The organism is Micromonospora sp. NPDC005252 (assembly GCF_042872475.1).
Lineage (GTDB): Bacteria > Actinomycetota > Actinomycetes > Mycobacteriales > Micromonosporaceae > Micromonospora.
Genome location: NZ_JBIAKN010000006.1, coordinates 225,112 through 250,574, shown reverse-complemented (window position 1 = coordinate 250,574; position 25,463 = coordinate 225,112). Strand labels below are relative to the sequence as shown.

Annotated in this window: 25 protein-coding genes; 7 read left to right on the top strand and 18 right to left on the bottom strand. The window is 71.2% G+C overall.

The window, feature by feature from the left end; all coding sequences use genetic code 11:
* Positions 1 to 16 precede the first annotated feature (16 nt).
* Entirely contained in the window at positions 17 to 1,483 is a 1,467-nt protein-coding gene (locus ACFYPH_RS19655; protein ID WP_387183500.1) for an endo-1,4-beta-xylanase, read from the bottom strand.
* Positions 1,484 to 2,954: 1,471 nt separating this feature from the next.
* On the opposite strand from ACFYPH_RS19655, the gene ACFYPH_RS19650 reads away from it, so the two are divergent.
* The gene (locus ACFYPH_RS19650; protein ID WP_354855487.1) at positions 2,955 to 3,236 is read left to right on the top strand and encodes a hypothetical protein; all 282 of its coding nucleotides are present in this window, start codon (positions 2,955 to 2,957) and stop codon (positions 3,234 to 3,236) included.
* Positions 3,237 to 3,315: 79 nt separating this feature from the next.
* On the opposite strand, the gene ACFYPH_RS19645 is transcribed toward ACFYPH_RS19650, so the two are convergent.
* From ACFYPH_RS19645 to ACFYPH_RS19600, 10 genes are all read right to left on the bottom strand, one after another.
* Positions 3,316 to 3,702, bottom strand: a complete 387-nt coding sequence (locus ACFYPH_RS19645) for an AtzH-like domain-containing protein (protein ID WP_387183498.1) — start codon at positions 3,700 to 3,702, stop codon at positions 3,316 to 3,318.
* A gap of 82 nt (positions 3,703 to 3,784) precedes the next feature.
* Complete coding sequence (locus ACFYPH_RS19640) at positions 3,785 to 5,422, bottom strand: regulator (RefSeq protein WP_363940580.1); 1,638 nt, start codon at positions 5,420 to 5,422, stop codon at positions 3,785 to 3,787.
* 12 nt (positions 5,423 to 5,434) lie between these two features.
* Entirely contained in the window at positions 5,435 to 6,124 is a 690-nt protein-coding gene (locus ACFYPH_RS19635) for a cysteine hydrolase (RefSeq protein ID WP_355066530.1), read from the bottom strand.
* A gap of 9 nt (positions 6,125 to 6,133) precedes the next feature.
* Complete coding sequence (locus ACFYPH_RS19630) at positions 6,134 to 6,823, bottom strand: isochorismatase family cysteine hydrolase (RefSeq protein ID WP_354855491.1); 690 nt, start codon at positions 6,821 to 6,823, stop codon at positions 6,134 to 6,136.
* A gap of 38 nt (positions 6,824 to 6,861) precedes the next feature.
* Positions 6,862 to 8,664 (bottom strand): allophanate hydrolase, encoded by a 1,803-nt coding sequence (atzF, locus tag ACFYPH_RS19625; RefSeq protein ID WP_387183495.1) that lies wholly within the window; start codon positions 8,662 to 8,664, stop codon positions 6,862 to 6,864.
* A gap of 84 nt (positions 8,665 to 8,748) precedes the next feature.
* The gene (locus ACFYPH_RS19620; RefSeq protein WP_387183787.1) at positions 8,749 to 9,405 is read right to left on the bottom strand and encodes a GntR family transcriptional regulator; all 657 of its coding nucleotides are present in this window, start codon (positions 9,403 to 9,405) and stop codon (positions 8,749 to 8,751) included.
* A gap of 151 nt (positions 9,406 to 9,556) precedes the next feature.
* Positions 9,557 to 10,480, bottom strand: coding sequence for a peptidase inhibitor family I36 protein (locus ACFYPH_RS19615; RefSeq protein WP_387183492.1), 924 nt, complete (start codon positions 10,478 to 10,480; stop codon positions 9,557 to 9,559).
* A gap of 6 nt (positions 10,481 to 10,486) precedes the next feature.
* Positions 10,487 to 11,371, bottom strand: coding sequence for a peptidase inhibitor family I36 protein (locus ACFYPH_RS19610; RefSeq protein ID WP_355066534.1), 885 nt, complete (start codon positions 11,369 to 11,371; stop codon positions 10,487 to 10,489).
* Between the two features lie 32 nt (positions 11,372 to 11,403).
* On the bottom strand, positions 11,404 to 12,261 hold the full coding sequence (locus ACFYPH_RS19605) for a peptidoglycan-binding domain-containing protein (protein WP_355066535.1): 858 nt from the start codon (positions 12,259 to 12,261) through the stop codon (positions 11,404 to 11,406).
* Between the two features lie 199 nt (positions 12,262 to 12,460).
* Complete coding sequence (locus tag ACFYPH_RS19600; protein ID WP_387183488.1) at positions 12,461 to 13,384, bottom strand: NBR1-Ig-like domain-containing protein; 924 nt, start codon at positions 13,382 to 13,384, stop codon at positions 12,461 to 12,463.
* 137 nt (positions 13,385 to 13,521) lie between these two features.
* Here ACFYPH_RS19600 and ACFYPH_RS19595 point away from each other — a divergent pair, with 137 nt between their 5' ends.
* Positions 13,522 to 13,938 (top strand): hypothetical protein, encoded by a 417-nt coding sequence (locus ACFYPH_RS19595; protein ID WP_355066537.1) that lies wholly within the window; start codon positions 13,522 to 13,524, stop codon positions 13,936 to 13,938.
* A gap of 87 nt (positions 13,939 to 14,025) precedes the next feature.
* Here the strand turns inward: ACFYPH_RS19595 and ACFYPH_RS19590 are convergent, their stop codons facing one another.
* The 5 genes from ACFYPH_RS19590 to ACFYPH_RS19570 form a co-directional block, all read right to left on the bottom strand.
* Positions 14,026 to 14,604 (bottom strand): dihydrofolate reductase family protein, encoded by a 579-nt coding sequence (locus ACFYPH_RS19590; protein ID WP_387183484.1) that lies wholly within the window; start codon positions 14,602 to 14,604, stop codon positions 14,026 to 14,028.
* Entirely contained in the window at positions 14,601 to 15,800 is a 1,200-nt protein-coding gene (locus tag ACFYPH_RS19585) for an RNA polymerase sigma factor (protein WP_354855499.1), read from the bottom strand. The genes ACFYPH_RS19590 and ACFYPH_RS19585 overlap by 4 nt, the downstream gene beginning before the upstream one ends.
* A gap of 20 nt (positions 15,801 to 15,820) precedes the next feature.
* A complete protein-coding gene (locus ACFYPH_RS19580) occupies positions 15,821 to 16,174 on the bottom strand; it encodes a YciI family protein (RefSeq protein WP_354855500.1) in 354 nt (117 codons plus the stop codon).
* A gap of 37 nt (positions 16,175 to 16,211) precedes the next feature.
* On the bottom strand, positions 16,212 to 16,625 hold the full coding sequence (locus tag ACFYPH_RS19575; RefSeq protein WP_355066540.1) for a DUF6069 family protein: 414 nt from the start codon (positions 16,623 to 16,625) through the stop codon (positions 16,212 to 16,214).
* A gap of 152 nt (positions 16,626 to 16,777) precedes the next feature.
* Positions 16,778 to 17,428 carry a TMEM175 family protein gene (locus ACFYPH_RS19570; RefSeq protein WP_354855502.1) on the bottom strand — a complete coding sequence of 217 codons (651 nt, stop codon included), beginning with the start codon at positions 17,426 to 17,428 and terminating at the stop codon, positions 16,778 to 16,780.
* 257 nt (positions 17,429 to 17,685) lie between these two features.
* On the opposite strand from ACFYPH_RS19570, the gene ACFYPH_RS19565 reads away from it, so the two are divergent.
* Together ACFYPH_RS19565 and ACFYPH_RS19560 are read left to right on the top strand one after the other, a co-directional pair.
* A complete protein-coding gene (locus ACFYPH_RS19565; RefSeq protein WP_387183479.1) occupies positions 17,686 to 19,173 on the top strand; it encodes a DUF1996 domain-containing protein in 1,488 nt (495 codons plus the stop codon).
* 187 nt (positions 19,174 to 19,360) lie between these two features.
* The gene (locus tag ACFYPH_RS19560; protein ID WP_354855504.1) at positions 19,361 to 20,446 is read left to right on the top strand and encodes a hypothetical protein; all 1,086 of its coding nucleotides are present in this window, start codon (positions 19,361 to 19,363) and stop codon (positions 20,444 to 20,446) included.
* A 206-nt stretch (positions 20,447 to 20,652) separates the two neighbouring features.
* On the opposite strand, the gene ACFYPH_RS19555 is transcribed toward ACFYPH_RS19560, so the two are convergent.
* Both ACFYPH_RS19555 and ACFYPH_RS19550 read right to left on the bottom strand, forming a co-directional pair.
* Positions 20,653 to 21,939 (bottom strand): MFS transporter, encoded by a 1,287-nt coding sequence (locus ACFYPH_RS19555; protein WP_387183476.1) that lies wholly within the window; start codon positions 21,937 to 21,939, stop codon positions 20,653 to 20,655.
* A 1-nt stretch (position 21,940) separates the two neighbouring features.
* Positions 21,941 to 22,525 carry a winged helix-turn-helix domain-containing protein gene (locus ACFYPH_RS19550; RefSeq protein WP_354855506.1) on the bottom strand — a complete coding sequence of 195 codons (585 nt, stop codon included), beginning with the start codon at positions 22,523 to 22,525 and terminating at the stop codon, positions 21,941 to 21,943.
* A gap of 910 nt (positions 22,526 to 23,435) precedes the next feature.
* Between ACFYPH_RS19550 and ACFYPH_RS19545 the strand changes: the two genes are divergently transcribed.
* The 3 genes from ACFYPH_RS19545 (at position 23,436) to ACFYPH_RS19535 (ending at position 25,456) form a co-directional block, all read left to right on the top strand.
* Positions 23,436 to 23,945, top strand: a complete 510-nt coding sequence (locus tag ACFYPH_RS19545; protein ID WP_355066544.1) for a hypothetical protein — start codon at positions 23,436 to 23,438, stop codon at positions 23,943 to 23,945.
* 200 nt (positions 23,946 to 24,145) lie between these two features.
* Positions 24,146 to 24,751 (top strand): response regulator transcription factor, encoded by a 606-nt coding sequence (locus ACFYPH_RS19540; protein ID WP_354855508.1) that lies wholly within the window; start codon positions 24,146 to 24,148, stop codon positions 24,749 to 24,751.
* Positions 24,752 to 24,871: 120 nt separating this feature from the next.
* Entirely contained in the window at positions 24,872 to 25,456 is a 585-nt protein-coding gene (locus tag ACFYPH_RS19535) for a response regulator transcription factor (protein ID WP_354855509.1), read from the top strand.
* The last annotated feature ends 7 nt before the right edge of the window (positions 25,457 to 25,463 follow it).

The following is a 25,463-nucleotide window of genomic DNA, read 5'->3' as shown; positions in this document are numbered from 1 at the left end:
TCAGCGGGTCAGGTGGCTACCCGACACGGACCAGTTGCCACTGCTGGTTGTTGCCGCCCCAGTCGGCATACTGCACGATGTTCCCGCCGTCGGCGGTCGACGCGCCCTGCACCTCGACGGCCTTGCCGCTGTTGCGGTTGATCAGGCGCAGGTAGCCGCCGGAGGACTCGGCCAGCCGGAACTGCTGGTTCGTGCCGTTGCCGTCGCTCCACTGCACAATCGCCGCGGAGTCAGCGGTGGAGAAGTTGTAGACGTCCAGCACCTTGCCGGAGTTGCGGGACTTCAGTCGGAAGTAGCCGCCACCGGAGTCCACGAACTGCCACTGCTGCCACGCGCCGTCGTTGCGGGCCCACTGGTCGATCCGCGCGCCGTCGGTGGTCGCCCGTCCGTACACGTCGAGCGCCTTACCGCTGTTGCGGTTGACCAGCACGTACCAGGCGGTGGTGTCCACCCCGGTGCTCGGCGGGGGCGTGGTGGGTGAGGTGCTGCCCCCGTTGAGGGCGTTGAGGACTGAGGTGTACGCGGGCTTCTTGTTGCCCGATCCATCGAACAGCAGCGCGTTGTCGGACCCGCGCCAGGAGTCGCTGTCCCGGACGCCCCAGGTCGTGATGCCGGCGCAGCGGGCGACGGCCAGGCAGGCGCGGGTCACCGAGGCGTAGATGTTGGCCTGGTTGGAGCCGGTCATCACGTCGAGCTCGGTGATCTGCACGTCGACGCCGAGGTCGGCGAAGCGCTGCAGGTTGGCCTGGTAGTCACTGGCCAACGTGGTGCCGAGGTGGGACTGGAAGCCGACGCAGTCGATCGGCACGCCGCGGGACTTGAAGTCGCGCACCATGTTGTAGATCCCTGTGGACTTCGCGTTGATGCCGTCGGTGTTGTAGTCGTTGTAGCAGAGCTTGGCGCCGGGGTCGGCGGCGCGGGCGGCGCGGAACGCCGCCTCGATCCAGTCGTTGCCGGTGCGCTGAAGGTTCGAGTCCCGTCGGCCGCCGCTGCCACCGTCGGCGAACGCCTCGTTCACCACGTCCCAGGCGTAGATCTTGCCCCGGAAGTGGGTGGCGACCTGGGTGACGTGGTTGATGGCGGCGTTGCGCAGCGCGGTGCCGGACATGCCCTGCGCCCAACCCGGCTGCTGGGCGTGCCACAACAGCGCGTGCCCCCGCACGCTCATGCCGTTGGCCTGCGCGTGGCTGACGAGACGATCACCACCGGTGTAGCTGAACTGGCCCTGGGACGGCTCGGTGGCGTCCCACTTCATCTCGTTCTCGGGGGTGACGCTGTTGAACTCGCTGTTGAGGATGCCGACGTACTGGCTGTTGGAGAGCTTGCCCGTCGCGACGGCGGCGCCGAAGTAGCGGCCCTTCTCGGCCGCCGACGCCCGCAACGTCGTTCCGGCGCTGGCCATGGGCGCCAGCGCCACCGTCATACCCGCGGTCAGTGCGACCGCGAGGGTCGCCGTCGCCAGCAGAGCTTTCTTGGGTCTCATGTCGTTCCTTCTCAGTGGTTGCATCGGTGGTGGTGATGTGCCACTTCACTCAGGACGGACTGATCCCGGTGGCGGACGCCGGCGTGAGCCGAGGAATCCGCAACGGTCATCCTGGGCACTGCGCACCGGCGCACGCAGCCTGGCCGGCGCTCGCCGGCAACCACGCGAGTCCTGAGACGACGTCCGCTGCCCGGGGACGCCGTGCTTCGAGGCGCGACCGCGGGACTCGCCCGGTGAGCCACCGACGCCGCCGACCTCTGCATCGAGAGTGAGCGATAACATGCTGTTCGTCAAGACGTAACGAGCCGGCCACATAGCCGCCCGGCCGAATCGGTTCGCGGAGCGTGCATCATTGCCACCTGTCGACGTCCGTACGGGAACGGGTCGACGATCCATGCGGCCTCGACGCTGTGGGCGCACCGGGCAATGGCCTTGTTATCGCTCACAGTCCAGGTCACCTGCCGCGCGTACCGCAGGGGCGCCGGGCGGGAATCCGCGCGCCGCTCGCGCCCGGCGAAGCCGGACCGGCGCGGTGGCCGCGGATCGGCCCGCGACAGGTGTAGCCCGAGTTGCCCGGGGGCAAAAGTCCGCGCATGGATGGGACGGCGTGAGGCGGCCGACGCGGTGTTCGCCGCCGGCGGCGCTCGGCGCGGCGGCGTTCGGCGCGGCAGCGCTGGGGGCGGCAGCCCTCGGCGCTGCCCTGGGCGCCGAGCCCGCACACGCCGCCCCGTTGCCGTCACCGTCGCCGACCACCCGTGCACCGGCGGAAGACGCCACCGCACCGGGGATCGTCGGGGCGCTGCTACACGACGTGGACGAGACGCCGCTGGACGTCGGCCTGCCCCTGCCGACAGCCCTCCCCCGACCCGTGCCCACGGCCCTCCCACGGCCCGTGCCGACAGCCGTCCCCCGGCCCGTGCCGACGGCCGTCCCCCTGCCCCTGCCGACCGTCACCGCTGCGCTGTCGGTCGTACCGTCGACCGCCGCGGCAACCCGACCACCTCGTGCGCGACAGTCGTCCCCGCCGCCGGCCGCGCGCGTTCCGTCGGCGTCGGCCGCGCCGGCCGCACGCACCACCGCGCCACCGTCGCCACCGCCGCCGACCCACGTGACAGCGATGGCGTACCGGGCCAGCCTCCCCCGCATCGTCAACGGCGGCGCGCCGGCTCGAACGCTGGCGACGAGGACCGCGCAACCGCTATCGGCACCGCCCCCTCCCGTCGGGCCCCTCCCGGGGCAACCGGCGCTGGTGCCGGCATTCGTGTCCGCACCCGCCGGCGCCGGCGCCAGTGGGCTCGACCAGAAGGCGTCGGCGACCGGCGGGCCGCCGTCCATCGCACCGCTGCACCGGGGGCGTGCCGTCCTCCCCTTCGACAGCCACGCGGCCGGTCGGCCCGTGGAGCGGGGTCCCCCACCGCCACGGCAGCTCCTGATCTTCCACCCGCGTCCACGACGTTGATCAGGAGAGATCATGGAACTAGCCGTTATCTGGGTACCCGCCGACATCGAGCCGTCGGAGCACGCCATCGCGACGTGTCTGACCCACCTCCGCCAGCATGACTACCGACTGAACGGGATCATGCGGGCCCCGTGGGAGGCCGTCGAACAGAAGATGATCGACGGGGAGGTGGACGTGGTCGTGATCGCCGACCGCGCTCATCTTCCGCCGGACCGGTCGCCCCGGATCGAGGTGGCCGCCCCGGCGTCGAACGCGGACGAGGCCCGACCGGTGCCCGGCACCGACGTCGGCTGAACCGACGAAGCACCCCGTCCATGCCGGACGGGGTGCTTCGTCGAGCCCTCATTCGAAGCCGACGAGCCGTCGGGTCCATTCAGCCGGGGTCCTCGGCCGGTTCGGAGACGTGGGCGGTGACGATCCGCCAGCCGACGGGCAGGCGTACCCAGGTCTGGGTCTGCCGCCCGGTGGCGGCGGCGCCGGCGTACCCGAAACGGGTCGTCACGACCGCGAGGTCCGCGCCGAACGTGCTGATCATCGGGTCGACAAGCCGTCGGCCGGTCGGCAGCGGTGGCTGCGCGGCCCGCCACTTGCGCTGCTCGTTCAACCCGTACTGGTGGTCGGCGAGGCCGAACCGCACGGTCCGGTCGGAGTCCCAGAAGTACCCGCAGATCCCCTCGGCGTCGCCGTCGACCAGCGCCCGCTCGTAGCCGGCGAAGGCCGCCGCCACCTCGGCGACCACGTCCGTCCGATCGATCTCCACGCGGTACGTCCTCTCGATCCGTCGGGTCGGCACCTGGCCGCCCCGGTGCGAACGCGTCGGCACCTCCTCCGGGACGGCCGGCTCAGCCGCTCAGGGCCGACGTCTTCTGCTCGTCTTCCGCTCGATCGGTGGCGGGGCTGGTGGACGCGGTCGGATTGGGCGTCCGGTCCAGCTCGGCCTCCTCCGGGTCGGGATCGCGCGGCGTGGGCCGACCGAGCGCGACGATCACGCAGATCGCCGCGACGAAGAGGTAGCCGAGCGCCACCTGTCCGTTGGCGTTCCACTCGATCCGTTCGCCGTGGATCAGCCCGATGAACGAGAGCACCGCGCCGGCGCCGGCGAAGATCGCCGCCCGGACGAACCGCTTGTCGATGATGAAGACCACCACCGCGCCGAGCACCAGGCCGGCGAGGATGGCTCCCCGGCCGAGCACCAGCAGCCCGTCGTACACCACGCCGGCGCCGTTGAGCGCGTCGTCGCCGACCGCGGCGGCGCTGGTGCCGGCCGCCGCCAACGCGTTGTCGATCTGCCCGGTCGCCCAGGCCGCGATGTTGGGGATCAGCGCGGCGACCACGGCTGCGGCGTGCGCCCGTGGGGTCGCCTGGAACGCCTGCGCCCCGATCAGCAGACCGATGTAGAGCAGGATCGGCACGATGGCCGCCGTCGGGAAGATCGCCGCGAGCAGCCCGAACATGCCGAGGAAGCAGAGCACCGCGATCACCACGCCGGTCGCCATCGAGTAGCCGCTGCGTCCACCCGCCGCCTTCCAGCCCGGGTGGCCGACGTAGACGGCGGGCGGGAACGGCGACCCGAGCGCCGCACCGATCACCGCGCCCGCGCCGTCGGCCAGCAGCACACTGCGCAGGTTGTAGTTGTCCCCGGCGGTCGCCGCGCTCTCCACGTTGGTCATGCCCTCGGTGAAGTTGTAGACGCCGAGCGGAATCGCCGTCGCCAGCAACGGCGCCATGTCGGCCAGCCCGGTGACCAGCAGGTCCAGCTTGAGCGAGGGTACGGCGACCGCGATGTCCCGCGCGGCCGCCGTGACGTCGGGCACCGACATCGCCCCGCCGGCCCAGCCGATCGCGGTGCCCACGAGCAGCGCCGCGAGCCCGATCGGGAAGTTGAACGGCAGCTTCACGTCGGTGAGCAGACCGATCAGCAGCAACGCGAAGACCGGCAGGGCGACCCAGGCCATGCGCCACATCTGCCCAGCCGGGTTCATCGAGATGAAGGTGATCGAGATCCCCGCGAGGGTGCCGAGCAGCGCGGCCCGGGGCGCGTACCGGCGGATGTAGGGCCCGACGAACGCGCCGATCAGCACGATCACGCCGATGATGAAGGCCCACGCCAGCCCGGCCTCCCAGGCCCGCACCGGATCCTGGGTGCGCAGGTAGATCGGGAGCATGATGACGAAGATGACGATGAACATGTGCGGCACGCTCGGCCCGTACGGCAGGGCCGTCACGTCGGCACGGTTCTCCCGGCGGGCGAGGCGGCGGGCCAGGAAGGTGTAGTAGACGTTGCCCGCGACCAGGGCGATGCCGAGCGCCGGCAGGATGGTGCCGAACACCTCCCCCTCGGGAAGGTTCACCACGGCGATGCAGAGCCCGGTCAGAGTGAGCACGTTGACCAGGACGTTGACGCCGAAACCGAAGAACGCGTTGGTGTCGCCGCGCACCCAGTACGGGAGCGGGACGACTGTGGGCTTCGTGGGGACCATGGCTGCTCCCGGTCAGGAAGAGGGCTGCAACGCGGACGTGGTGGGCAGCGCGGCGCGTACCTGCGCCGAGTCGGCGACCCACCCGAAGATCCCGCCCTGGGCGGCGATCATGTCGAGCCCGACCCGCTGGAACTCGGGGAAGTAGGACCCGACACAGTCGGCGAGCACGAGGCACTCGTACCCGCGGTCGTTGGCCTCCCGGACGCTGGTGTGCACGCACACCTCGGTGGTGACCCCGGTGACCAGGAGGCTGCGGATGCCCCGCTCGGCGAGCAGGGCGTCCAGATCGGTGGCGTGGAAGGCGCCCTTGCCGGGCTTGTCGATGACCGGCTCGCCGGGCAGCGGCGCCAACTCGTCGATGATGTCGTGGCCGTACTCGCCGCGGATCAGGATCCGGCCCTTGGGGCCGGGGTCACCGATCCGCTTGCTCGGCGCGCCCCGGTGGAGCTTGGCGGGCGGGCAGTCGGACAGGTCGGGCAGGTGCCCCTCGCGGGTGTGCACGACGGTCAGGCCGACGGCACGGGCGTCGGCCAGCAGCGCCGCGAGCGGCGCGATCGTCGTGCGTAACTGGCTGACGTCGTTGCCCAGGCTCGCACCGAAGCCGCCGGGCTCCAGGAAGTCGCGCTGCATGTCGATGACGAGCAGCGCGGTGCTCGGGAGGTCGAAGGAGTACGGGCCGGGTCGTGCGGCGATGGTCAACATGGGCGCACCTCACTTCGCCGTGGCGGCGATGACGTCCTCGGATGTGGTGACGCAGCCGAAGACGCCGCCCTGCATGGTCACCATGTGCAGCGCGGCGTCGTGGTTGGCCTTGTCGGTGGCGCCGGTGCAGTCGGAGAGGATCAGGCACTCGTAACCCCGGTCGTTCGCCTCGCGCATGGTGGTGTGCACGCAGACGTCGGTGGTGATGCCGGTGAGGATCAGGTGGGTGATGCCCCTGGTGCGGAGCACCAGGTCGAGGTTGGTGGCGTAGAAGGCGCCCTTGCCCGGCTTGTCGATGATCACCTCACCGGCCACCGGGGCGACCTCGGGCACGATCTCCCAGCCGGGCTCGCCCCGGACCAGGATCCGGCCGGCCGGGCCGGCCGCCCCGATCTCGGCGCCGATGCGCGCCGAGCGCCACCGCTTGTTCGCCGGCAGGTCGGACAGTTGCGGGTCGTGCCCCTCCCGGGTGTGCACGACGAGCATCCCGAGCGATCGGGCGTGCTCCAGCAGCCGGGCGGTGGCCGGCAGGCCGGCCCGGGTGAGGCCGATGTCGTAACCCATCGCGTCGACGTAGCCGCCCGGCCCGCAGAAGTCGGTCTGCCAGTCGATGCAGAGCAGTGCGGTACGCGCGGTGTCGGCCGCGCCGTCGTACGGCCACGGGTAGGGGTTGGCCGGTACCGGCCCGATGCTGCCCATCCTCTCGCCTCCTGTCATGATCGCTGGTGCCGCCCGCGTCAGCGCCGGACGGCGGAACGGCGGTAGGCCCGCCACCCACCGCTGGCGCTGATGTCCTCGGCCGGCGGGCCCGCGGCATACGCTTCGCAGAGGAAACCGAGCACGTCCCGCCCGTCGTGCAGGCGGACCCACCCGAGCGAGAGGGGTGCGGGCACGCCGGTCAGCAGCCCACCGACCGCGGCGCTGGGCAACCGCCACAGCTCGACCTCGATGGGATGGCCCGACGGCCCGTCCGGGGCGATCCGGACCAGACCGGGCAGTCCCTCGCCGTCGGGCGTGTCCATGCGGTAGAGCCGGTAGAGCGGCGCGGTGCGGGCGGTGCCGGCGAGGACCGCGCCGTGCCCGAGCAGCTCGCCGTTGCGGGACTCGCCGGCCAGGTGCCGGCCGACCACGGCGATCAGCACGTCCGCCGGGCGCTGCGCCGGCGGTGAGCTGGCCTCGACCGCCCCGGTCGGTGGACCGCCCTCGGTGAGAGTGGCGGCCAGCCGGGCCAGTGTGGTGTCGCTGAACGCCGGGCCGAGCAGGGTCAGGCTCGCCGGCCGGCCGGCGGCGGTGAACCCGTTGGGTACGGTCACGGCGGCCAGGTCGAGCAGGTTGGCGAACTGGGTGTAGCGGCCGAGCATGGCGTTGCGCCCGATCGGGTCCTCGGCGATCTCGTCGAGCGTGAACGTGGTGCCGACGGTGGGCACGACCAGCACGTCGACGTCCTGCCAGAGCTGGTCGACCTGCGCGCGCAGCTCGCGCAGCCGGTGCTGGCCCCGGAAGGCGTCGATCGCGTCGTAGCGCCACCCGGTCTCCAACACGGCCCGGGTGACCGCGAGGACCGACTCCGGGTGCGACCGTAGGAAACCGCCCAGCGCGACGAGCCGCTCGGCCACCCAGGGCCCCTGGTAGAGCAGGTCCCCCGCCGCGAAGAAGGGGCCGAGCGGCACCGACCGCGGGGACCCGACGAGGGTACGCAGCAGTTGCACGCCGGCGGCGAACCGGGCCTCCTGCCCGGTGTCGCCGAAGAATTCGAGGTCTTCTGCCCGCGGCACCCCGAGGCGTAGGGTCCCCGGCATGCGGGGAACCACCCGCTCGGCCGGCAACGGACGTCCCCACGGGTCGGCCGAGGTGACGGCACGGGCGGCGTGCAGCACGTCGAGGGCGCCGGCCACGTCAGGGGCGAAGACCGACACGCAGTCCAGCGAACGGCAGGCCGGCACCACGCCGGCCGTGCTGAGCAGACCCCGGGTGGGCTTGAGGCCGACGATCCCGTTGAGCGCCGCGGGCACCCGGCCGGAGCCGGCGGTGTCCGTACCCAGGGCGAAGCTGACCTGGCCCGCGGCGACCGCGACAGCGGAGCCGGAGCTGGAGCCGCCGGAGATGAGGCCGCCGCCGAAGACGCTCTGGCAACTGCCGTACGGCGAGCGGGCCCCCGTGAGGCCGGTGGCGAACTGGTCCAGGTTGGTCTTGCCGACGAGCAGCGCGCCGCCGTCGAGCAGTCGGCGCACCACCGGAGCGTCCTCGGCGGCCAGGTATCCGAAGTCGGGGCAGCCGGCCGTGGTGACCATGCCGGCGACGTCGATGTTGTCCTTGACCGCGAACGGGATCCCGTACAGCGGCAGTGCCGGATCACCGTGGCGGGTCAGCGACTCGGCCCGTTCGCGCAGGCGGTCGGCCGGGACGGTGCTGATCCAGACCGGCTCGCCGTCGCGCCCGGCCAGGCCGTCCAGGATGCGCTCGGCCTGGTCGACGGGGGTCCGGCCACCCTCGCGGTACGCCGTCCGAAGCTCCGAGATGGACTCCACTCGTTCTGGCATACTGTCGATTGTCGACCGTTCTGTTACAGCGAATCACGCGCTCTGTAACGAGGACATGACGGCACGCGTACCCCGGCCGGGGGCCTAGTCGAGGTACGAGCGCGCCCCGTGCGCGGAGAGCACGGCGAGAACCTCCTCGGGGTCTCCCCCGACGACCGCCTCGAACAGCCGCTCGTGCCGGTGGACCCCGTCCAGCGGCTGCGCCACCTCCGCCTCGCGGCGCAGGTTGATCGCCATGTAGAGCTGCAACTTCACCAGGATCGAGCCGTACACGGCGGAGAGTTGACGGTTGCCGGCGAGCGCCACCAGCGCGACGTGGAACGCCCGGTGCGACTCCGCGACCGTCATCCGGTCGCCGGCCCGGGTCGCCTCCCGCATCTGGTCCAGCGTCGCCCGCAACCCCGCCAGGTCGCTCTCCCGGCCGACCGGGATCCCCGCTCGCACCGAGAATCGTTCCAGCACGTCCCGCATCTCGTACAGCTCCCGCACGTCGCGGTCGGACAGGGTGGCCACCCGGACTCCGCGCCGGGGCACGTGCTCGACCAGGCCCTGCTGGGCCAGCAACCGCAGCGCCTCCCGCAGCGGAGCCCGGCTGATCCCCAGCCGGCGGGTCAACTGCTCCTCGACGAGGCGTTCACCCGGGTCGCTCTTGCCGCTGAGGATCTCCCGGGTCAGCCGGGAGACGGCGAGGTCCACCAGACTGACGCTCTCCAGCTCGCCGTCCACCGTCGATGCGGCCATGTCGTTCACGCCGACGAGTCTGCCACCCGTCGCCGTACGACCGGCGCGGACGCGTCCTGTCGGCCCGGCGGCCGACCCGGCCGCGCCGGGCTCCCCACGCGCGTGCCGCCCGCCGCGGAGGTGCGGCGGGCGGCACGGTCGACGCGTGACGTCAGGAGATGACCACGTCGCGGTAGTAGTAACGCAGGATCGTCTGGTAGCTGCTGCCCGAGTTGGCGAGGTCACGCGAGCCGTACTGCGACAGCCAGTCCCCGTCCACCCAGCCACCGCACGCGGTGGTGGTCGCACAGTAGTGCGCCCGCAGGATGTTGCCGCTCCGGGTCATCCGGGTCGACCAGGTCCGGTCCACCGCCGCCGACGTCGACGTCTGCCCCGACGACGGCCGGTAGACCTGGTCGCCGGTGTCGTCCCGAACGTCGTAGCACTGGCCGCCGGACGTCTTCCGGGTCGAGTGCAGCGCCCAGTACCAGCCATAGCTCTTCACGGCCATCGCACCGGCATCCAGCGAGGCGGCCGGCCAGCTCGTCACCCACTCGTTCGGGAGGACGTTCTTGACGTACGTCTTGAAGTCGATCCGATCGACTCGTCCGAGACTGACCCGGTAGACGAGGATGGTGCTCGGCAGCTTGCTGTTGGTGCCGTCGGTGCTACAGCCCGTCGGTCCGCTCAACAGCTCGTGCGAGGCGTTGTTGTTCTTCAGCGTGGCGTTGAGGTTGCCCTTCGCCCCGGATGCGAAGTCCTGGGTGGCGCCGGCGAAGTTGCTGTTGAAGTAGACCCGCACGGTCTTGCCGGTCCGGTTCCACACCGACGCCGCGTTGTTCTTCACGCACAGGCCCTTGCCGGAACCCGCGCCCTTGAAGTCGTAGCAGGTCGGCTGGGTCGTGCCGTAGTCGTCCAGCGAGTCGGTGAAGTCGGAGACCGAGCCGGCCTGGTTGCTGTTGTAGTAGTAGCAGAACTCGCCGCTGTCGCAGGTTCCGTCCCGTTCGGCCGCCGCTGCCGGCGAGGCGACACTCAGGATGGAGGTGGACATGGCGAGGACGGCGCCGACGACGGCGAGGCCCTTGCGGATATTCATGGCGTCCTACCTCTCGTTGTAGCCCTGGGAGTTCCAGAACGCGGTCGGGTCGGCGTTGTCCAGGGTGGGGTCGCCGACGCTGACGGCCGCGTGGGTCTGCCGGCCGGCCCGGACCTCGACGTGGGTGTGCGCGCCCGAGCTGGAGGACACTCCGTGCCACGACTCATCGGCGATGATCTCGCCCTTGCTGATGGCGTCGCCCACGCTCACCCCGGACCTGGGCGCGGTGTGCAGGTAGATCACCGTCTTGTTGAGCGAGGAGTTGTAGACGGAGATCGTGGACAGGCCGCCGCTGCCGGTGCTGCCCTGCGCGACGTAGATGACCGTTCCGGAGACCAGGGCGCGCACGTCCGAGCCGACGCTGCGGGCGATGTCGATGCCCTCGTGCCGGCCGGGCGTGGTGGTGTAACCGTCGAAGCCGCACGTGACCGTGCCGCCGCTGGCCTGGTACAGGGCGTACGACAGGTTCGTGCGCGTCGACGGCGAGAACTGGTGCGAGGCGTTGTTGTTCTTCAGCGTGGCGTTGAGGTTGCCCTTCGCGCCGGCCGCGAAGTCCTGGTAAGAACCGGCGTAGCCGCTGTTGTAGTAGACGCGGACGGTCTTGGTGCTGCGGTTCCAGACCGAGGCGGCCTCGTTCTTGATGCACAGGCCCTTGCCAGCGCCAGCGCCCTTGAAGTCGTAGCACGAGGGCTGCTCGGTGCCGTAGTCGTCGAGCGAACCGGTGAAGTCCGAGATCGATCCCGCGTTGTCGCTGTTGTAGTAGTAGCAGAATTCGCCGCTGTCGCAGACCCCGTCTCGGGCCGCCGCCGACGCGGGCGATGCGACGCTGAGGATCGAGGTGGTCGCTGCCAGCGCGATGCCGGCGGCGGCGAGGCTCTTACGGATGTTCATGGTGTCCTTTCAGAACGGTGAGGGGGTGCGGGTCACTGCCCGCGCTGGTACTGCTCCCAGGTCTTGATCGGGATCTGGGGGCCGTCGTCCGGTCCCTGGTTGGCCAGGCCGTTCATGCCGAGGTAGTAGTCGCCGACCTGGTGCTGCGCCTGACTGGACAGGTCCGTGTCGTTGATCGCCGTGGCGTGGATGTGCCATGGCCAGTCGCCCTGGTTCGGGTTGCGGACCCAGGCGGCGAAGCCGACCTGGCGCAGGGCCCGGGCGACGGCGGTGCGCCGGGCCGCGGTCATGCCGGTGACCGCGATGTCCACCACACCCCCGCCGTCGTGCGTACCGGCCGAGGTGGGGTCGCCCCCAGGGTTGTACGAGCCCTGGTCGAGCACCAGGGTGTAACCGAGCAGACGCTGGGCCTCGGCCAGCATCGCCTGGGTACGGGCGTTGACGACGTACCCGTCGCGCTGGACCTTCGCGCCCGGACCGATCGTGTTGCCGACGGTGTAGCGGTTCAGCCCGAGCTTCGTCAGCGACGTCGTGCCGGGCAGCCCGTTCGCGGCCAGCCCGGTGTAGCCGAGTGAGCGTTGGTACGCCGCGTACGCCGAGACGGTCACCGTGCCGAAGTAGCCGTCGACCCACTGCGCGTTCAGCAGGCCCTGCGCCTGCAACGCCTGCTCCACGGCGAGCACGGAGTTCTTCGCACCCGGAGTCAGTGTGTTGTCGGCACGGCGGGGGTCGATCTGGGCGGCCAGGACGGTGGCCTCCATGTCCACGACCGGCCGCGCGGCCGTGGCGGCGGTCGGCTGCGCTGTGGCGCCGGATGCCGCCGCGTGGGCCGGGACGCCGACGGCCACACAGAGCGCGGCGAGCCCGACGGTTAACCAGGGACGGCGCAAGATGGGTCCTCCTCGTAGCTGGTGAGTCGATCTCGGTGCGACATCACCCTGCGAGAAGCGCCCCGCTGTTCGGTACCCCCGGTGTCCTGTCAGATCCGTCAGGCCGTCACCGACCTCGATGAACGCGGTGTTGTCAGCTTGGGTCGAGCCCGCGCCTGACATCGAGCGTGCGCATCCGCACGCCGCTCGGGGCGATTCGTCAGGCGGTCACGGTGACCATGAAGTACACCGGCCGCCGGGTGGGGAAGTACTCCCGCCCGGTCTCGTCGACCATCTTCCAACTGACCCAGCACCTGCCGGGGCGGCTCGGCGCGGTGACCCGAACACGGATCATCACCTGCTCACCGGGCGGCGTGTCACCGATCGGCACCCGATTCGGTGTCTGGCAACCGTCACCGTCGGCGGTGGGCTCCGTACGCGCCAGGTACCGGTGGTGCCAGTCGACCCTTCCCACGTTCGCGAGTGCCCACACCTTGTCGAACTGGGTGTTCACCTTCACCTGGGTGCCGTCGGGGATGGTGACGTCGGCGACGAACCTGCTCGAGTCCCCGGGAATCAGCGAGTCCGAGAACGCCGTCGTGGACGGCGACGCCACCGATGACGGTGACGCGGTCGGGGTGCCGGAGTCGTCGGGGCCCGACCGGCCACGAACGCTCAGGCCCAGGACGGCGGCCACCGCCACCACCAGCACCACCGCGGCGGCGTTGAGCCACGGCAGGCGACGCCGCCGCGTACTCGCGACGCCATCCGCGGCCCGCGGATACTCCACGACCTGCAACGCGCCCTGCTCCGTCGGCGCGGACGCGGCGACGACCGGCTCGAGGTCACCGTCCCCGCTGGGCTGGGCCATCCCCGGGCGCTGCGCGTCCTCCCATCGGCGCCGCCACTGGGCCTCGTCCGCCTCGCAGGCTCGGACGAACTCCCGCGTGGTCTCCCACGAGGGAAACCTGGTCCCGGCGGCGGCCTCGTGCAGGGTCGTGTGCGAGATCCGACCCGACCGCCCCGCCATCTTGCGGAACGACGGGTCTCCCGCGGCGCTGCGCAGTGTCCGCAACTGCTCGGCGAACCTCTCGGCGGCCCGTCCGTCCTGACTCGACTCCGCGGCGGCACGCTGGTCCTTCATCAGTCCCCCATGTCAGACGACTCCGTCAGACGTTGTCAAGGCGTGTCAGAGGCTACCGAACGGGCCACGGTGACCATCAATGTGGTGCATCGACGACACGGGGATCGACGGTCCCGGTGCATTGAAGGAGGTCATCGATGAAGAGCCTTTCCCGACGCGGCGTACGCATCCTCGCGGCCGCTGGGCTGGCTGTGCCCGCGACGTTGGCGTTCGCCGGCCCCGCCCACGCCGAGACGAACCCGCGCTGCGCGAGCTCGGTGCAGATCGGCGCGACGGCGTACGTCACCGTCGGCGGGCAGACCGCCGCCTCGGTCAAGCAGTACAAGGGCTGCGGCAAGAACTACGCCTACACGTACGTGTGGCAGCAGTACCGGGCCAGCCACGGCTCCTACCAGGTCTGCACCTCGATCGTCACCGGAAGCACGCTTCGCGACCTGCAGTGCTCGAGCGGCCCGGACGTCTGGTCGCTGGGCGCCAACACGCTGACGGTGTGCACCCGGGCCCTCGGTGGGATCTCCGACGTGGCGCAGAAGGAGACCGAGGTGCGCTGCTGACCGGCACGGGTGGGTGTCCGGTGCCGCCGCCGGGGATCACCAGGCACGGCCGGCGGCACCGCGCCACCGTCGGGTGGCAGGGACGACTCAGCTGTGCAGGGTGGGTCGGTAGATGAGTTCCTGGGAGCGGCAGTCCAGCGTCCGGCTCTCGATCAGCTCCAGGTCGTAGTCGGCCATCCCGTGGAAGATCGGCTCCGTTCCGGTCTGACCGGTGAGCACCGGAAAGAGCGTCACCTGAACGAAGTCGACCAGACCGGCGGCCAGCAGTGCCCGGTTCATCGAGAGGCTGCCGTGTGACCGCAACGGCACCTCGGACTCCTCCTTGAGCCGGGCGACGACGTCGACGGCGTCACCGCGCACGATGGTCCCGTCCGGCCAGTCAAGGGGGCCCTGCACCGTGTTCGACACGATCGTCGCCGGAAGGTTGACCATGCGGGTGACCCACGCGTCCCGGACCTCGGACTCCTCGGTGCTGTCGGCCAGCATTCCCATGAACACCCGGTAGGTGCCGCCGCCGAAGACCATGCGCTGGTCCTCGTCGTACGTGGCGAGTCGGCGCTCCAGCAGCTCCGGCCCCTGCTTACCCCAGTAGCCGCCCCAGTTGCCAGTGCTGGCGCCGAAGCCGTCGAGGCTGGCGAAGACGTCGAAGGTGTAGGTGGCGGTCACGATGGTCTCCTCGGGTGGGTGAGTTCGGTACGACGCGTCCGCAGGAAGGCACGCTCGGTCTCGTTGCTGGTCAGTGCGATGGCCTGGTCGTAGGCGGCGCGGGCCTCGGAGTCGCGTCCGAGCCGGGCCAGCAGCTCGGCCCGGGTGGCGGGCAGCCGGTGGTAGCCCGGGAGGTCGACGTCCGCCAACGCGGCGAGGGCCGCCGCCGGCCCGTGCACCTCGGCGACCGCGACGGCACGGTTGAGCGCGACGACGGGAGTCGGCGCGAGCGAGAAGAGCTGGTCGTACAGCGCCAGAACCTGCGGCCAGTCGGTGGCCGCGCCATCGGTGTGCACCGCGCCGATCGCGGCCTGGATCTGGTACGGGCCGGGCCGGTTACGCCGCAGGCAGCGCCGGACCAGATCGTGGCCCTCGGCGATGAGTGCCCGGCTCCACAGTGACCGGTCCTGGTCGGCGAGGAGCACCAGTTCGCCGGTCGGGCCGAGCCGGGCCGGCCGGCGCGCCTCGGTCAGCAGCAGCAGGGCGAGCAGGCCCAGGACCTCGGGTTCGTCGGGCATCAACGCGGCCAGCTCGCGGGCGAGCCGGATCGCCTCGGCGCACAGGTCCGTTCTGATCAGTGGCCCGGCGGTGGAGGCGTAGCCCTCGTTGAACATCAGGTAGAGCACGGTGAGCACGGGCGGCAGCCGGTCCGGCAGCTCGTGTTCAGCGGGTACCCGGTACGGGATGCGGGCATCCCGGATCTTCTTCTTCGCGCGCACGATCCGCTGCGCGATTGTCGTTTCCTGAACCAGGTAGGCCCGGGCGATCTCCGGTACCTCGAGACCGCCGAGCAGGCGGAGCGTGAGGGCCGTCCGCGCGTCCGGGGCGAGCGCCGGGTGACAGCAGATGAAGATGAGTCGTAGCTGGTCGTCCTTCACCGGTCCCACCTCCTGGGGCTCGTCCTGTTGGTGCAGCAGCAGGGCCTGGGCGTGCCGGGCCTCGCGGGTCGACTCCCGGCGGAGCCGATCGATGGCCCGGTTGCGTGCGGTCGTCACGATCCAGGCGCCGGGGTTGGGTGGCAGGGTCTGCCACTTCTGCAGCGCCGTGGTGAAGGCGTCCTGGACCGCCTCCTCGGCGAGGTTGATGTCACCGAGGAGGCGGGCCAGGGTGGCGACGCAGCGGCCGTACTCCGCGCGGTAGACGCTCGCCAGGTCCATGTCGGGCGACGGCTGCCCGCTCAGGCCTGGGACAGATCGTCGAACGGGCGCACCTCGACCGCGCCGCAGGCCGCCGCGCACCTCTCGGCCCAGGCCAATGCCTGGTCCAGGTCCGCGCACTTGATCACCCAGAATCCGACGATGTGTTCCTTCGTCTCGGCGAACGGCCCGTCGCTCATGGAGGTGGCGCCGTTCTCGACCCGGACGACTGTGGCGCTGTCGGGTGACGTGAGCCCCCCGGCGAAGACCCAGGCGCCCGCGGCCTGCATGTCGTCGTTGATCCGCCCGGTCTCCCGGAACATGATCTCCATCTCCTCGTCCGACGGCGTCGGCGCGCCCTCGACGAAGTGCACGGACAGCAGGTACTGCTTCATGATGATCCTCCGATAGCTCGACGATGGCTGGAACAGGTCAGGCGGCCAGGCGGCGCGCGACGGCCGGGATCACGATCGCGGCCGCGACCAGGTGGGTGAGCATCAGCAGCGCCTTGGTGGCCGTCCCGGCGTCGGCGAGCACGTCCGGCACCAGGGACAGGACCGTCAGCACCACAGTCGTACGGACGAACGCGCGCCGCGGACGCCGCGCGAAGCGGGACAGCAGCACGGCGAGGAGCACGCCGATCGACGAGAAGACGGCGGTCAGCACGCCGAACCCCGTGACCGGAATCGAAGCGCCGCTCATGTCGAGGCTGATTCCGGCCGCGTGGCCGACGGCGGCGACGGCCATGGTGGCGGCGCTCGCGGCGACCGTGGCGATCACGCCGGCCCCGATCAGCGCGCGGAAGGCCGACGTCGTGGTGCGGGTGGTCTGCGCGGTGGTGGTCATCGTGCCCTCCAGCGGGGTGTGGCCCGTCTCGATTCCGGGCTCTCACCATGGCTACGAAGAGAGCCGGTCCCGATCGACAGCCGCACCCACAATATTTCGACGGCCTCGTCGCCGATGTACGCCGAGCCGGTCTCCGGGCCACCCGGTCCGGCTCAGCCGGGGCGGTCGGTGGTCTTGTCGTCCTCGCCGTACTCGCCGCGGATGGGCAGGTAGTAGGCGGGCAGGAAGGCCGCGATGATGGCGACGCCCGCGATCGGCACGAACGCGCCGACGAGGATGCCGCCGCCGATCCAGACCAGCGCGAGTGCGAATCGACGGCCGATGGCCCGGACGCCGAAGGGGCCGAGACTGGGGTCCAGGAGTCTCGCCCGGCGAAGATGGACCCAGATGACGTTGAACAGGGCCGCTGCCAACCACAGTGTCGTGCCGTAGACGACAACCGCCGTCCGCAGCCCCTGCTCCGCGCGGAGCGCGGCGGCGAGCAGCGACGTGGAGAACGGCAGGAACGCGATGACCATCAGGAGCAGCGTGTTGAGGAACAGGACCGGACGGTCGACGTGCCGGACCCGGTCGAACATGACGTGATGATTGACCCACACCTGCCCGACGAGCAGAAAGCTCAGCGCGTACCCCAGGTACGACGGCCACAACGCCCCGAGGCCCGGCAGGAGCCGCCCGAAGTCCTTCGGCGGTTGGATCTCCAGCACGAGAAGCGTGACGGCGATGGCGAAGACACCGTCGCTGAAGGCGACCAGCCGCCCCGGCCGGCGCGCGAGCCGAGGAGCGCCAGGGCTGGACGACATGCCCTCCAGTATCCGATCGAAAGACGATTCGTTACCGCGAAATCCGTAATCAGCAGGGCCGGGTCGCCTTCAAGGAGTTAAAACAAAATTAAGGCTGCGTGGGCGAAAAACTGTTATCCGAAGCCGGGACGACGGCTACCAGGAGACCTGCCCACAGCCCTCCTTAATTCTTTTTCCGCACGTTGATGCAGGCTCTGGACGTGCACATACTTCACCCGACAGGAGCGTTATCGCCGACTCGAAGGAAACCACTGGTAATGCGGACTCCCCCCGCGCATGTCGCACCGCCGGACCAGGCGCGAAAGCGCCGTCGACTCGCCCGCGTCACGCTCGCCTGCGCGGTCGTCGCCGCGTTGGGCGGCAGTGGAATCTACCTCGCCGGCGCCCAGGCCGAGGAGGTCGCCGTGCCCGGCCGGGTCCAGGCGGAAGCCTTCGCGGCGCAGTCCGGTGCGCAGACCGAGAGCACCGGCGACGCCGACGGCGGCAGGAACGTCGGCTGGCTCGCCAACGGCGACTGGCTGCGGTACGACGGCGTCTCGATAAACGGCGCGGAGCTGACGGCCCGGGTCGCCGCGCACAACACCGACGGCGGGGCCGTCGAACTGCGCCTCGGCACGCAGACCGGCGCGCTGCTGGCCAGTTTCCCGGTCGCCCACACCGGCGGCTGGCAGAAGTGGACGACCGCCACGGCCAGGGCGTCCGGCGTGCCGACCGGCCCACAGACCGTCTTCGCCGTCATGAAGAGCGCCTCCCGCTCGGACTTCGTGAACCTGAACTGGTTCACGTTCGGCCCCGCGACGGGCACGACGCCGAGCGCGTCCCCCACGCCGAGTTCCGGCCCGGCGACGCCGGGGACGCCGACCGCTCCCGGCACGCCGACCACCCCGCCGGCGGCCGGCTGGGTGCCGGTCGACCAGGCCGCGTGGAGCAAGGAGTTGGCCGCCTTCACCGCGATCAAGCCGAAGGCGGTGCCGCCGGGCACCACCCGCGTCCCCGAGTTCCACACCGACTGCGAGGTCGCCAACTCCGCCCCGGACGACCCCATCGTCCTGCCCGGCCTGTCGGGCGCCTCGCACCAGCACACGTTCTTCGGCCCCAAGGTCGACGCCTTCACCACGACCGACAAGCTGCTCTCCTCCAAGACCACCTGCAACGCCCCTGGTGACCTGAGCGCCTACTGGGTCCCGGAGTTGCGCAAGGACGGCAAGCCCGTACCGATGAAGAGCTTCCGGGTCTACTACGGCTCCCGGGTCAAGGACCCGTCGACCGTCAAGCCCTTCCCGCCGGGCCTGCGGGTGGTCGAGGGCGACGCCAAGCGACAGGTGGACACCCCGAAGAGCAGCGGCAGTAACCAGTTCTGGTGCGCGGGCAGCGCCGAGATCGGCCGCAGCGCCGACGGCAACTGGCCGGTCTGCGCCGCCGGCGGCAACCTGATCTTCCAGCTGGTGTTCAAGGACTGCTGGGACGGCAGGAACATCGACTCGCCCGATCACAAGTCGCACATGGGCGACCCCGTGAACGGTGTCTGCACCGGCAGGTACCCGGTGGCGGTGCCCGATCTCTCCTTCATGGTCAACTACGAGTCGCTGGGCGGGGACGGTCTCAGTCTCTCCTCCGGCAAGCCGTCCTCGATGCACGGCGACTTCATGAACGCCTGGGAGCCCGACCACCTGGGCGCCCTGGTGAGGTCCTGCCTGAACCAGAACGCCAAGTGCGGAGTGGAACCGACGTTCGCCGGCGGCTGATCCCCGCCGGCGCGCTCCTGGACGGCCCTCTCGCCCCGGCGAGGGGGCCGTCCATCGTTCACGGCACCGATCGGCTCGGGCCCGGGTGGCCGACAACCGACACCGGAGCACGCGGTAGCCGACTGTGACCATTACGTCACGACGAGCACACTCCTCCCCGACATGTTCCCGTCGAATGGAGGAACACATGCGTCTCCGATCGTTCGTCACCGCCGCGCTGGCCGCCGTCCTGGCCGCCGGCGCACTCACGCCGGCGGCACCGGCCGCCGCGGCCACCGCCGACCGCTGGGGGTTCGCGTACGTGCAGGACCCCACGGTGCCGGTCTGGACCGTGCTGGACACCAGCCGGCAGTGGGGTAGCTGGAAGACCGCGTTCCCGGCCGCCTGGGCGGACGGCGTCAAGCTCGCGCCCGGCCGGTTCCAGGTCCGCTTCCCCCAGGTGGGCGCCAGCTCGCGGGGCGTGCCGCACGTGACCCCGGTGAACCGGACCGGGCACTACTGCGAGGTGGTTCGCTGGTTCCAGTCCGGCGCCGACGAGATCGTCGACGTGCAGTGCCACAGGCCCGGCGGCACGCGCGAGGACACCCCGTTCACCGTGCTCTGGACGACCAGTTCGGGCGTGCTGCCGGCCGGCACCTCCCACGCGTACGTGCAGTGGGGCGGCGGCGTCGTGGTGCAGTCGTACAACTCGACGGGCGTGGTGAACACGGTCGGGCCACTGGGGGTCGGGCAGTACCTGGTGCGGCTGCCCGGGGTCGGGCTGGCCGGGGTGCTCGCCGGCGACGTGCAGGTCACCGCCGTACAGCCGAACGCCGGCCCCCGCCGGTGCAAGGTCTACTCCTGGGCCGCGGTCGGTAGCGACGTGCAGGTGTACGTCTTCTGCTACGACCAGGCCGGCGCGCTCACCAACACCGACTTCGCCCTGTCGTACCACCGCCGGCGGCCGGTGATCGGCTCCCTCGCGCCGCCGTCGTACTTCGGTTACCTGGGCACCGCCGTCGGTGGGCCGACCAACGACAACTCGGTGCTCGGCGTCGGGGCGAACACGGTGGCGCCGCTGGTGCCGGCCGGCCGCTACCTGGCGACCTTCCCGCAGATCGGGCTCAAGGAGACCCACGTCCAGGTGGTGGCGCAGGGCGCGGGCAGCAACTACTGCCACCTCACCCAACCGTGGACGTACACCACCAACGCCGACGTCGACGTGATCTGCTTCGACAACGCCGGCGTCGTCACCCCGCACCGCTTCCTGGCCACCTTCACCTCCCGACTCTGACGCCACAACCGCGCCGGCGGTGGCCGCTCGCGGTCGCCGCCGGCAGGATGAAGCCGGCCATCCGCTACCGGGCGGAGAGCAACGGCGCCGACGACCTGCGCCACCTCATCAACGAGGCCTCCGACTGACCCGACGTGCGGTCCCGCGCTGGTCAGTCGGTGCGGTGGCCTGGGCCAGGGTGAGCGAGCCGTCCCGGATCGCCGCGGCTACGGAGCAGACTCGACGGTCTCCCGGCGCTCGTCCCTGCTGACCAGGATCTTTCTGCCCGACCACCGAGCGACGCGGCCACCAGGGCGCAGGCCCACGAAGGCGACCACACCGGAGGCCAGGTACAACGCGGCCTGCACGTTGAGGACGAGCACGACGCTGAGCGCGTCGCCGAGCAGACCGGCCGCCACCATGCCCAGGCCCTGTGCCGCGTTGTAGATCGCGTAGTACGCGCCGAAGGCCCGGCCGAGATCGGTGTCCGGCACGCTCTGCTGAATCTGCGCGAACGCCCCGCTGCTGTAGGCGACGCCCGGCACGCCGACCAGGATGAACAGCAGGACGTACCACCCGGGTTGACGGGTGACCGCCGGCCCGTTCCAGATGACCGCGCTGATCAGGCCGAACGTGGTGGCGCCGAGGCTCATCAGCAGCCGGGAGCTGAGCCGCGTCCCCAGCATGCCGACGATGAGCCCGCTGGCCACACCGCCGATCGCCTGTACGCCACGGAGCACGCCGGTGAGCGTGCCGTCGGCATGCAGCGCGCGGCTGACGAAGACCACGAAGAGCACCACGAACAGGCCCTGCGCGATGCCACCCAGCGCCACGCTCAGCATCGTCACCCGCACGGTGTGGTTGCGCAGCATCGCCGCGAGGCCGGACCTCCAGGTGGCGAAGAACGACGACGTACGCTCCGGTGGGTTCGACGCCGCGACGCCGCGACGCGCGGCCCGGCGGCCGACGACGATCAGGGCTGCCGTGGTCGTGAAGGCCACGACGGCGCCGATGGCGAGGTAACCGGTGCCGGCGCGGGTGATCGCGAACCCACCGAGCGAGCCTCCGATGAGCCGTCCCACACTGATGTTGAGCGCCACCATGCTGTTCGCGCTCACCAGGTGCGCGGGCTCGACGAGGCTGGGCAGCGCCGCGTTGCGGGCGGAGTCGAACGTCTGGGTCAGCACGGCCTGGGCGCCAGCGATCAGGCAAATGATCCACAGATGGTGGCCGGGTTCGGCGAGCAGGGGAAGCACCGCTGCCGCCTGCGCCACGGCGGCGCAGCCCATGAGCCGGAACCTGTCGTAGCGGTCGGCCAGGGCACCGGCGAACGACCCCAGCGTGATGCCGCACAGCAGCTCGACGAGGAAGACGGCGGAGGTGGTGAACGCCGACCCGGTCACACCGAACACGTAGATCGGCAGCCCGGTGAGCAGCAACCAGCTCGCCACGCTCGAGCAGAGCCCCGCGGCCCAGATCACGACGAATCCGCGGTGACGCAACAGCGTCACCATGTCAGACGAATTCCGGTGTGGGGTAGGCCTGCAGGCTGAGGCTGACCGGTCGGGCGTCGCTCGGGGGCGCGTTGCGCAGGGGGCGCAGGTACGGCCGGATGACGGCGTCCAGGGTCAGCGTGAGGTGTCGCAACTCCTCCGGGGTGAGCGACAGCGTGTAGTTGTGGAAGGTCGCGCTCCCCCGCCACTCGTCTGTCAGCTTGTGCTGCCGGTTCTGGTAGCGCTGCAGCGACCGGAACACCTCGTCGAACTCGAGCGCGGTCAGTGCGTCGTTGACCTGCTGTCCGTCGGCGTCGTCGGAGTCGGGGAGGTATTCGAGCCCGGTGGCGGCGGCACGCCAGGGCCGGTCACGTCGGTTGGTCCCCTCGGCGGGGGCCCGTTCGATGAGGCCGTGCCGGGCCAGCTGGTGCAGGTGGTAGCTGCAGTTCGAGCCCGTGTCGTCGAGAGCCTCGGCGCACTGGGCGGCGGTTCGCGGGCCGGCGGCCAGCAGGTAGCGCAGCAACCGCAGGCGCAGCGGGTGAGCGAGCGCGCGCAGCGTGGTGGCGTCGCGTACCCGCACGCGACGCTCGGACCCGGTCGGTTCCATGGAGTGACACTCCTAATCGAAAGACTCCTTTCGTTTATACGCCCCTGGAGATAGTTTTCGCAATGAGTGTTTCGCATCAGCGATGGGTCCGTGTCCGCCGCCAGCAGGGCGCGGCCTCGTGGCGGAGATGACGTGGCCGACGACCCGCGCGCATCACCGGATGCGAATAGGTGAGTGCATCGCTACTATGGGTCAGCAATCCAGAGGGAAGGGGGGTAGTGCCCGCGTGCGAAGTCCCGTCAACGGAACCACGACGATGTCTGCGTCGAGCCGGTCGGCTGCGCCCGTGGCCGGCCGACTGCGCAGGCTCGCCCGGCGGTTGGTGCTGATCGCGGCTGCCGTCGGGGCCGGTTTCCTCCTGGCCGCCCTGTTCCAGGGGCCGGCCGCCGCCGACGGGATACGCAGCGACCCCGGCAACGAGCCTCATCGGCAGATCCGCGCTCTGGTCGAGCCGATCGCACGGCTCACGGTCGCGGAGCGCTCCGCGGGTGAGCGCCCGCGCGTCGTGCGGGCCGACAAACCCCGCCCTGATCGGCCCCGCGCCCCGCTGGCCGGGGCCATCGGTAGCGTCGTCACCCCCCGCGACGTGACACCCTCGACGCCGCCTCGCCGGCCCAGGGACGCGTCGCCCGGGTCCGTGCCGCTGCCTCGGGTCGGCGCAGCCGTCCCGCCCGGCGCTGCCGAGCGCGCGAGGCTCCGGCCCGCGTCCCCAGCGCCCGCGGCTCATCGTCCAACTCGCCACGGGCACCCGTCCCGGCCGGCCGCTGATCCGGCACCGCGGCCGGTCCCCGCCGCGGCCGAGGCACACGCGCTGCCCGTACCGGCCGGTTCTCTCGCGGTGGGCCTGATCACCGCCCCACTGCCGCATGTCGTCGCCATCGTACGGACAGTGCCGATCCAGTCTGTCATCGTGGCGCTTCTCCGTGTCACCGACGCCGTTCTACCGCCCGATCTCAGGGCGGTGATCCCTCCGGCGACACCTCCGCTGACCGCTCCCCCAGCGCCCGGGCCGGCCACCGTGCCGATGACCGACTCGCCTCCCGTGGCGGCCGCGCCGACACCACCGGCGGATTCGGCGGTGTCGCCCGTCCGCGCCGCGCCGGTGGTCGTATGTGCCACGGCAGCGCCGCCTCCCGCCGCGCCGCCGCCGATGTCCGTCGCCGTCCCCACGCGTCCCACGGCCTCGAAGGGGCACCTCGCCGCACGCCCGGCCCCGTTGGCGGTGGCCGCCGAACTTCCCGGCCGACCCGTCGCGCCGGTCGACCAGGAGGCCGCCGGCGTCGACAATGGATCGACGGCGGGGCCGGGTCTGATCCGGCCCGTCGACCGGCAGTCGCCCCTCGCCTCCGGGGTGCCCTGCGAACTCGTGCCACTCCTCGTCGAGAGCCACGCTCCGTCTGCGATCGCCCGCCCGGGCTGAGGCGCGTCGACCGACCCGGATGCCGGCCGACACGCTCGGTCCCATCCGCTGGCCTGGTCGATCAGTGCCCGTGCCCGTCTGCAGTGACGGTGCCGCGGGCCCATGCCTATCCGTCCGTCGCGCACGACCGCCCTGACCAGCCCGTGGACGTTCCGGGATCGGTGGCCGGTGTGACGCGTACCTGAGATCGGAGAAACGTGGTGATCCACGTTGTCGTCGCCGAGGACATGGGTTTACTGCGCGGTGCGCTCTGCGCCGCGCTGTCAGGTGAGGAGGACATGAAGGTGGTCGCCGACGTCGAGGGTGTCGGCGAGTTGTTGACGGTGGTACGCCGGTGCAGACCCCAGGTGGTGGTGCTGGCGCTGACACCGGAGTCGCCCGACCCGGTGGAGATGGTCACCCGGATCAGCGCCGAGGCGCCGCACGCCGCCGTGCTGGCGATGAGCCCTCGGTGGAGCCCCGCCCTGGTGGAGGCCGCGCTGGCGGCCGGCGCACGCGGCCTGCTCGGGAAGGACAGCTCCCTGGTGGAGCTGGTGCGGGCGATCCGCGCGCTCGCCGCCGGGGAGCGGGCGATCGATCCGGCCGCCGCGGTGGCGGTGCTGAGCCCTCCGGAGATCCCGTTGACGCCTCGGGAGATGGACGTGCTGCGGATGGCGGCCGAGGGTCTGCCCCTGAAGGAGATCGCGGCCCGCCTCTATCTGGCACACGGGACGGTGCGCAATCACCTCTCGGTGATCCTGCGCAAGACCGGTGCGCGCAACCGGTTGGAAGCGGTGTGGCGCGCGCGGAGTAACGGCTGGTTGTAGCCGTCGGGGGCGGGGCCGGTGGACGTGTCCGGCCCCGCCCCCGTCGCCGTGCGGGCCCAACGGATGCGTGTTTGAATATCGACGTAGTGTAATCGCCTTCGGAGTGCGGAAAGGTTCATCGTGATCCGTACCCTGCTCGCTTTGGACGGTGCCCTGGTGCTGGGCGCGCTGTCATTCGTCCTCGCCGCCGAGGACGACATCCGCGTCGTGGCGGAGGTGGATCGCGGCGACGCGGTCTCCGCGGCCGTCCGCGCCCAACGCCCCGACGTGGTGGTGGCCGACCTCGACGTCGTCGAGGGAGTCGACCCGAGCCGCTTCGGTCGGTGCCCCGTCCTGGTGCTGGCCCACCCACATCGGGCACGGCGACTGCGCGGCATGCTCTGCCCGACCCGGACGGTCGGCATCCTGCGCAGCGACGCAGGCCCCCAACGGGTCATCGACGGGATCCGCCGGCTCGCTCGCCGGGAGCCGGTGCTCGACGCGGATCTCGTCGTCGCGGCGCTGCGCTCGGACAGCCCGCTGACCAGCCGCGAGACAGAGGTGTTGACGCTGACAGCGGCCGGGGCGCCGGTCGCCGAGGTGGCGGCGACGCTCGGGCTCAGCCGGGGCACCGTCCGCAACCACCTCGGTCGAATCACCCGCAAGGCGGGTGCGCGCACCCGGGTGGAGGCCGTGCGGATGGCAGGCGAGGCAGGCTGGATCTGACGGCGCC